6 protein-coding genes and 1 riboswitch are annotated in these 6,730 nt (G+C 71.9%); of the genes, 1 reads left to right on the top strand and 5 read right to left on the bottom strand.

Annotated elements, in window-relative coordinates:
* Nucleotides 1-268: 268 nt before the first annotated feature.
* A riboswitch (FMN riboswitch) is annotated at nt 269-402 on the bottom strand.
* A gap of 141 nt (nt 403-543) precedes the next feature.
* Nucleotides 544-1,539 (bottom strand): sugar-binding transcriptional regulator, encoded by a 996-nt coding sequence (locus GB864_RS12050; protein ID WP_160425369.1) that lies wholly within the window; start codon nt 1,537-1,539, stop codon nt 544-546.
* A gap of 121 nt (nt 1,540-1,660) precedes the next feature.
* Between GB864_RS12050 and GB864_RS12045 the strand changes: the two genes are divergently transcribed.
* Nucleotides 1,661-3,412: a glycerol-3-phosphate dehydrogenase/oxidase gene (locus GB864_RS12045; protein WP_419672788.1), complete on the top strand. Its 1,752-nt coding sequence runs from the start codon at nt 1,661-1,663 to the stop codon at nt 3,410-3,412.
* Nucleotides 3,413-3,446: 34 nt separating this feature from the next.
* On the opposite strand, the gene GB864_RS12040 is transcribed toward GB864_RS12045, so the two are convergent.
* Genes GB864_RS12040 through GB864_RS12025 form a run of 4 tightly spaced genes read right to left on the bottom strand, consistent with a single transcriptional unit; the run spans nt 3,447 to nt 6,723 of the window.
* Nucleotides 3,447-4,241, bottom strand: coding sequence for an HAD family hydrolase (locus GB864_RS12040; protein WP_336603977.1), 795 nt, complete (start codon nt 4,239-4,241; stop codon nt 3,447-3,449).
* A complete protein-coding gene (locus GB864_RS12035; RefSeq protein ID WP_160425367.1) occupies nt 4,238-4,840 on the bottom strand; it encodes a GNAT family N-acetyltransferase in 603 nt (200 codons plus the stop codon). Before GB864_RS12035 ends, GB864_RS12040 begins: the two co-directional genes overlap by 4 nt.
* Nucleotides 4,837-5,868 (bottom strand): tryptophan--tRNA ligase, encoded by a 1,032-nt coding sequence (gene trpS, locus GB864_RS12030; RefSeq protein ID WP_160425365.1) that lies wholly within the window; start codon nt 5,866-5,868, stop codon nt 4,837-4,839. The genes GB864_RS12035 and trpS overlap by 4 nt, the downstream gene beginning before the upstream one ends.
* Before the next feature lie 15 nt (nt 5,869-5,883).
* Complete coding sequence (locus tag GB864_RS12025; protein ID WP_160425363.1) at nt 5,884-6,723, bottom strand: exodeoxyribonuclease III; 840 nt, start codon at nt 6,721-6,723, stop codon at nt 5,884-5,886.
* Between the last annotated feature and the right edge of the window lie 7 nt (nt 6,724-6,730).

Raw genomic sequence — 6,730 nt, 5'->3', positions numbered from 1 at the left:
CCGCGCGGGTCCGTGCGCGGCGAGCTCGAGCGCGCGGCGCATGGCGGCCCGTTCCGTCGCGGCCCGGTCGCCGCGCGGTCGCGCTGCTGCCGTGGGGGCGTCGGGCGCGGCGGTCGTCGCACCCTCGTCCCGCTGCGCGGCGACGGGCTCGCGCTCGTCGGCGTCGCTGTGATCCATCCCGGTCCTGCCTGTCGTTCAAGGCTCCGGGGGATCGTGCACGGCACGACGACTGCGCTCGACGGCGCGATCGGCATGATCCCGCCGTCGAACCCGTGCCGCCTCCCATCCGGACTTTCACCGTCGGTCCCGGAATTCCACCGGATCAACCGGACGATGTCGCCATCGCACGGCTCGCGGACTCTGACCGCCGGTTCGGAATTGCACCGACCCCGGAGCACGGAGTTCTCTTCGATCCTACCCAACGCCCGTGGGGGCGAAGTATTCCCGCGTTCTGGGAGGCGGCACACGGCGTCATCCCGGCTCGATCGCCGTCGACGGGTCCGCGTGCGGTGCCCTCGTCGGGAGGCGCTCGGGCCCGCGGGTTCAGTCGCCGTCGACGAGCCCGCGGGCCGTGCCTTCGTCGAGGATGAGGTCGGTGACGAGCCCGGCGGCGAGCGCGCCCGCGAGGCCGGCCAGCTTCGCCCGTCCGCTCACGATGCAGACGCGACGGGCGGCGCGGCGCAGCACGGCGAAGTCGGGGCCCGTCGCCCGCTCGTTCATCGGGATGCCCTCGGTCGAGCCGTCGGCGCGGTAGAAGACGGTGGCGACATCGCCGACGACCCCGTCGGCATCGAGCGCCGCGTAGTCGGCGGGCTCGAGATACCCGCCCTGGTAGACGTGGCTCGGTACCTCGGCGAATGGCGAGCCGACGCCGAAGATCGCGACGTCCAGTCGCTCCTGGAGATCGAGCAGACGGCGCGTGCTGCGCTCGCGCCAGAACGCGGCCTTCGTCGCGGGATCGTCGAAGAACGCCGGCACGGGGAACTGCTGGACTCGGGCGCCGAACGCCTCGCCGTAGCGCCGCAGCAGTTCGCTCGCGTAGAGGATGCCCGTGGTGCGGAGATTGCCCGCGCCGTTGAGCTGCACGAACTCGGTGTTGTAGGTCGGTTTCGGCACGAGGTGCCGGCTGACGGCCGACATCGTCGAGCCCCACGCAAGACCGATGACCTGGTTCGAGTCGACGAACCGGCCGAGAATCCGTGCAGCCGAGAGCGCGACTCGCTCGAGCCGGTCGACCTCGCTCGCGTGGTCGGGCACGGGCACGATGTGCGCGGCGACGCCGTGCCGCTGCAGGATCTGCTGCTCGAGGCGGCTCGGCAGTTCGGCGGGGGAGTGGATGGAGATCTCGACGAGGCCGATCGCCCGCGCGTGGCTCAGGAGCCGCGAGACGGAAGAACGGGACGTGCGCAGCTCGCTCGCGATGGCCTCCATCGTGAGGTCCTGCACGTAGTAGAGCTGCGCGGCGCGCAGCGCGTCCCGCGTCTTGCCGGACGCAGCGGTGCGGGCCGCGTTCAGATCGCTCAGGTCGTCGGCGTTCATCCGAACCAGTCTTGCACGTTTGTGCAGATGGAATGGGAGAGTGTCCAAACTGGTTTTAGATGGTGGCAATCCACAGCAGACGACGGTGCGAGTGCACCGTTCGAACCTCGAAAGGACCGGGATGTCCACCTCGTCGATGCAGACGCCCATCACCCCCGGCGCGGCCCTTCGCGCCGAGGTCGCCGAACTCCGCCGCAACCCCCGCGCGAGCGTGCTCGTGATCGGGGGCGGCATCAACGGCATCGCGACCTTCCGCGACCTCGCCCTCCAGGGCGTCGACGTCGTCCTCGTCGAGCGCGACGACTTCGTGTCCGGCGCCTCGAGCGCGAGCTCCCACATGATCCACGGCGGCATCCGCTACCTCGAGAACGGCGAGTTCCGCCTCGTCAACGAGTCCGTCGTCGAGCGCAACGGCCTCATCAAGATCGCGCCGCACTACGTGAAGCCCCTGCAGACGACCGTGCCGATCTACTCGACCTTCTCGGGCATCCTCTCGGCGCCGCTGCGCTTCCTCACCCACAAGCAGGGCAAGCCCACCGAGCGCGGCGCCGCCCTCATCAAGACCGGCCTCACGATCTACGACGCCTTCTCCCGCGACGGCGGCAGCGTGCCGCGCCACCGCTTCCACGGGCGCACCCGCTCGCTCGCCGAGCTGCCCGCCCTCGACCCGGCGATCAAGTACACGGCCACCTACTACGACGCGAGCATGCACGACCCCGAGCGCCTCGCCCTCGACGTGCTCGCCGACGGCCAGGCCGCCGGCCCCCACGCCCGCGCGGCGAACCACCTCGGCGCGGTCTCGCTCGGCGCCGGGGGCGTGCGAGTGCGCGACGGCCTGACCGGCGAGGAGTTCGACCTCGTCGCCGACGTCGTCGTGAACACCACCGGCCCCTGGACCGACCTCACGAACGCCGACCTCGGCCGTCCGAGCACCTACATGGGCGGCACGAAGGGCTCGCACATCGTCCTCGACCACCCCGAGCTGCTCGCGGCGACCGGCGGACGCGAGATCTTCTTCGAGCACGAAGACGGCCGCATCGTGCTGATCTACCCGCTCAAGGGGCGCGTGATGGTCGGCACCACCGACCTCGAGCACGACATGCGCGAGCCCGCGATCTGCACGGAGGAGGAGGTCGACTACTTCTTCGAGCTCATCGCGCACGTCTTCCCCGGCATCCACGTCGGCCGCGACGACATCGTCTACCGCTTCTCGGGCGTCCGCCCGCTGCCCCGGCACGACGACACGCAGCCCGGCTTCGTGTCCCGCGACTACCGCATCGAGCGCGCCGAGCTCGCCGAGCTGCCCGGCACGACCATGCTGAGCCTCGTCGGCGGCAAGTGGACCACGTTCCGGGCGCTCGCCGAGCACCTGTCGGGCGAGATCCTGGAGCTGCTCGGCCGCGAGCGCACGGTGTCGACCGCCGGTCTCGCGATCGGCGGCGGCGCGGGCTACCCGACCACCGAGGACGAGCGCCTCGTCTGGGTCGCCGCCCACGCGGACGAGGTCGGCCGCGCACGCGCCGACGAACTGCTCGAGCGCTACGGCACGCGTGCGGAGGACTTCCTCGCAGACCTGGACGGCGACCTCGAGCACCCGCTCGCCGGCGCCCACGACTACAGCGAGCAGGAGATCCGCCGCATCGTGCGCACCGAGCGCGTCGCCCGCCTCGCCGACCTCGTCTTCCGGCGCACGTCGCTCGCGTTCACCGGTCGGCTCTCGTCGCCGCTTCTCGAGGAGCTCGCCGCGCTCGCCGGGGACGAGCTCGGTTGGGACGAGGCGCGTCGCGCGGCCGAGGTCGAGGACGTCGTCGGCACGCTTGCGACCCGTCACGGTGTGCGCCTGACCGGCGAGCGGATGACCGCCGGCGCCTGAGCACCTGGGAGGCCGAACTCGGGCCGGTTCGGGTTCAGCCCCCGAATCGGCCGACGAGCAGCGGCGCCAGTTCGTCGAGGCCCTGGATGCGGATGACTCCCGCCTCCAGGGCCTCGTCGCGGAGCGCCGGATCGGCGGCCTCGGCGTTCGCGATGCCGCGGTCGAGCCAGATGCCGAGCAGTCCGGCGCGGGCGGCGCCCAGGGCATCCGTGGCGAGGCGGTCGCCGACGTAGACCGCCGCAGGAGGCGAGCCGTCGGGGTCGGATGGCCCGGTGTCCTCGCCGACGAACGCTGCCACAGCGGCGTCGAAGATGCGCCGGTCGGGCTTGGTGACGCCGATCGCGCCCGAGGCGACGACGTGCTCGAACCGGCCGGCGATGCCGAGCTGCTCGAGCTTGCGCTGCTGGAAGCCGGCCTCACCGTTCGTGATGATGCCGAAGCGCACGCCGGGCAGCACGGCCTCGAGCGCGTCGAGGGCGGGCAGCGCGTCGGCGTGCAGCGCCCACGCCTCCCGGTAGTGCTCGAAGTAGTCGGCGAACCACCGGCCGGATTCCTCGTCGCCGATGACGTGCCCGTGCGCGGCTGCGAAGTCCCGCGCGCGGGCACGGCGCTGCCCCTCGAACGTCAACGTACCGCCGAGATAGGCGTGGTAGTGCCGCTCCTCGAGCTCGTGCCAGAGTGCGTCGGCCGCGGCCGGCTCGCCGTCGTAGGCGAGCGCGCGCACGTGGGCGAAGATGCCCGCTCGCACCGCGTCGCGATGCGCCATGAGCGTGTCGTCGAGGTCGAAGAGCACGACCGGTGCCGCGCCAGTGGCAGCCGGGCGGCTCACGGCAGGACGTCCGCCCAGCTGTCGCGGTCGGCCGGATCGACGAAGGCGCCCCGCACGGCGAACCACGCGGCGCCCTGCATGCCGCTCCGAAGCGGGATCGTGCGCTCGTGCGCGGCGTCGGGGACGAACCGGAACCCGAGCGCGCGCGCGGTGCCGGCCGACGGGAGGTTGCCGGGTACCGCGAGCCAGACCGCCTGGTCGAGCCCGGGGATGCCGCCGGAGAACACCCAGTCCAGCGCGGCGCCGGCCGCCTCGACCATCACACCGTCGCCGCGGTGGGGCGCGCCGAGCCAGAATCCGATCTCGCGCTCGCGCGCCCGGAACCCCACGACGCCGAGGAGTTCCCGGGTCCCGGCATCCCGGATCGCCCACGTCGCTTCCTTGCCGGAGGACCAGCCGGCCGGCACGAACTCCTCGACGAAGCCGACGGCGTGCGCTCGCTCGTACGGCCACGGCGTGCTCATGAACGTCTCGAACTCCGGGGCCCGGCAGTACTCCGCGATGCGGTCGACGTCGGCGAGCGTCGGCTGATCGAGCACGAAGCGCGCGGTGCGCAGCCCGACCGGCTCGATCGAACCGAGCGCCGGCGCGTCGGTCATGCGCGGGGGCGGCGGACGAAGCCGATGCGGTCGTACACCGTCGCGAGGGTCGCCTCGGCGCGCTCGGCGGCCTTGTCGGCGCCGCGCGCGAGCAGCCGGTCGAGCTCGGCCGGGTCGTCGAGCAGTTCGAACGTGCGCTCCCGGATGGGCGCGACGCGCTCGACGACGGCCTCGGCGAGGTCGCCCTTGAGGTCGCCGTAGCCCTTGCCCGCGTACGCGCTCTCGAGTTCGGAGATCGTTCGGCCGGTCGTCGCGGCGAAGACGTCGAGCAGGTTCGAGACGCCCGGCTTCGCCTCGCGGTCGAAGCGGATCTCGCGCTCGGCGTCGGTCACGGCCGACTTGATGCGCTTCGTGATGATCTTCGGGTCGTCGAGCAGGCGGATGAGGCCGGCGTCGCTCGCGGCCGACTTCGACATCTTCGAGGTCGGGTCCTGCAGGTCGTAGATGCGCGCGGACTCCTTCGGGATGTAGCCCTCGGGGATCGTGAACGTCTCGCCGAAGCGCGAGTTGAAGCGGGCCGCGAGGTCGCGCGTGAGCTCGAGGTGCTGGCGCTGGTCGTCGCCGACGGGCACGAGGTCGGCCTGGTAGAGCAGGATGTCGGCGGCCATGAGCACCGGATAGGTGAAGAGGCCGACGTTCGTGGACTCGGCGCCGTAGCGGGCCGACTTGTCCTTGAACTGCGTCATGCGGCTCGCCTCGCCGAAGCCCGTGATGGTGCCGAGCACCCAGGCCAGCTCCGAGTGGGCCGGCACGTGCGACTGCACGAAGAGCGTCGAGCGCTCGAGGTCGATGCCGGCGGCGAGGTACTGGGCCGCGGTGCGGCGCGTCGACTCGCGGAGCGCCGCCGGGTCCTGCGAGACCGTGATCGCGTGGAGGTCGACGACGCAGTAGATGGGGTCGACCGTGTCCTGCAGCGAGACCCAGTTGACGAGGGCGCCGAGGTAGTTGCCGAGGTGGAGCGAGTCGCTGGAGGGCTGCATGCCCGAGAAGACGACGGGGCGCGGGGCGCCCGAGGATGCGTTGGTCATGTTCGGAAGTCCTGTTCAGATGGCGTAATCGACGACGACGGGGGCGTGGTCCGACCATCGCTCGTCGTAGGCCGCGGCCCGGTCGACCGTGTACGACGTCGCCGCCGCGGCCAGGTCGGGCGTCGCCAGGTGGTAGTCGATGCGCCAGCCGGTGTCGGTGTCGAACGCCTTGCCGCGCTGCGACCACCACGTGTAGGGGCCGGGGACCTCCCCGGCGAAGCGGCGGCCCACGTCGACCCAGCCGAGTCCGGCGCCGGCGTTGTAGTCGGGGTCGCCCTCGGCGCCGAGGAAGTCGTCGAAGTAGGCGCGCTCCTCGGGCAGGAAGCCGGCGTTCTTGACGTTGCCCTTCCAGTTCTTGATGTCGAGGGTGCGGTGGCCGACGTTGAGGTCGCCCATGACGAGCGCGTAGCGGCTGTGCTCGGCGAGCTGCGGCAGGCGCTCGCGGAGCCCATCGAGGAAGGCGTACTTGTCGTCCTGCTTCGGGGTGCCGACCCCGCCCGTGGGCACGTAGGCCGAGACGACCGTGACGATCTCGTCGCCGACGGCGAAGTCGGCTTCGATCCAGCGCCCGGCGGTGTCGAAGTCGTCGGGACCGAACTCGACGCGGTGGATGCTCGCGCGCTCGCGTGCGGCGATCGCGACGCCGGCGCGGCCCTTCGCCGTCGCCGCGTCGTGCACGACGTGCCACTCGTCGCCGAGGAGGCCGGTGAGGTCGTCGGTGGAGGCGCGCACCTCTTGCAGGGCGAGGATGTCGACATCGCGGCCGGCGAGCCAGTCGCCCATGCCCTTGCGGTAGGAGGCGCGGACGCCGTTCACGTTGACGGAGGCGATGCGGATCGGACGCGCGGCGGGCATGCGTCGA

This window comes from Agromyces seonyuensis (assembly GCF_009789225.1).
Taxonomy (GTDB): Bacteria; Actinomycetota; Actinomycetes; order Actinomycetales; family Microbacteriaceae; genus Agromyces; species Agromyces seonyuensis.
Note: the sequence above shows the minus strand (reverse complement) of the source record. Positions and strands in the feature narration are given on the sequence as shown.

Excerpts from the sequence above, each read along its gene's own strand:
- GB864_RS12050 (WP_160425369.1), bottom strand. The coding sequence starts at position 1,539 with ATGAACGCCGACGACCTGAGCGATCTGAACGCGGCCCGCACCGCTGCG.
- trpS (WP_160425365.1), bottom strand. The coding sequence starts at position 5,868 with ATGACCAACGCATCCTCGGGCGCCCCGCGCCCCGTCGTCTTCTCGGGC.
- GB864_RS12035 (WP_160425367.1), bottom strand. The coding sequence starts at position 4,840 with ATGACCGACGCGCCGGCGCTCGGTTCGATCGAGCCGGTCGGGCTGCGC.
- GB864_RS12045 (WP_419672788.1), top strand. The coding sequence starts at position 1,661 with ATGTCCACCTCGTCGATGCAGACGCCCATCACCCCCGGCGCGGCCCTT.
- GB864_RS12025 (WP_160425363.1), bottom strand. The coding sequence starts at position 6,723 with ATGCCCGCCGCGCGTCCGATCCGCATCGCCTCCGTCAACGTGAACGGC.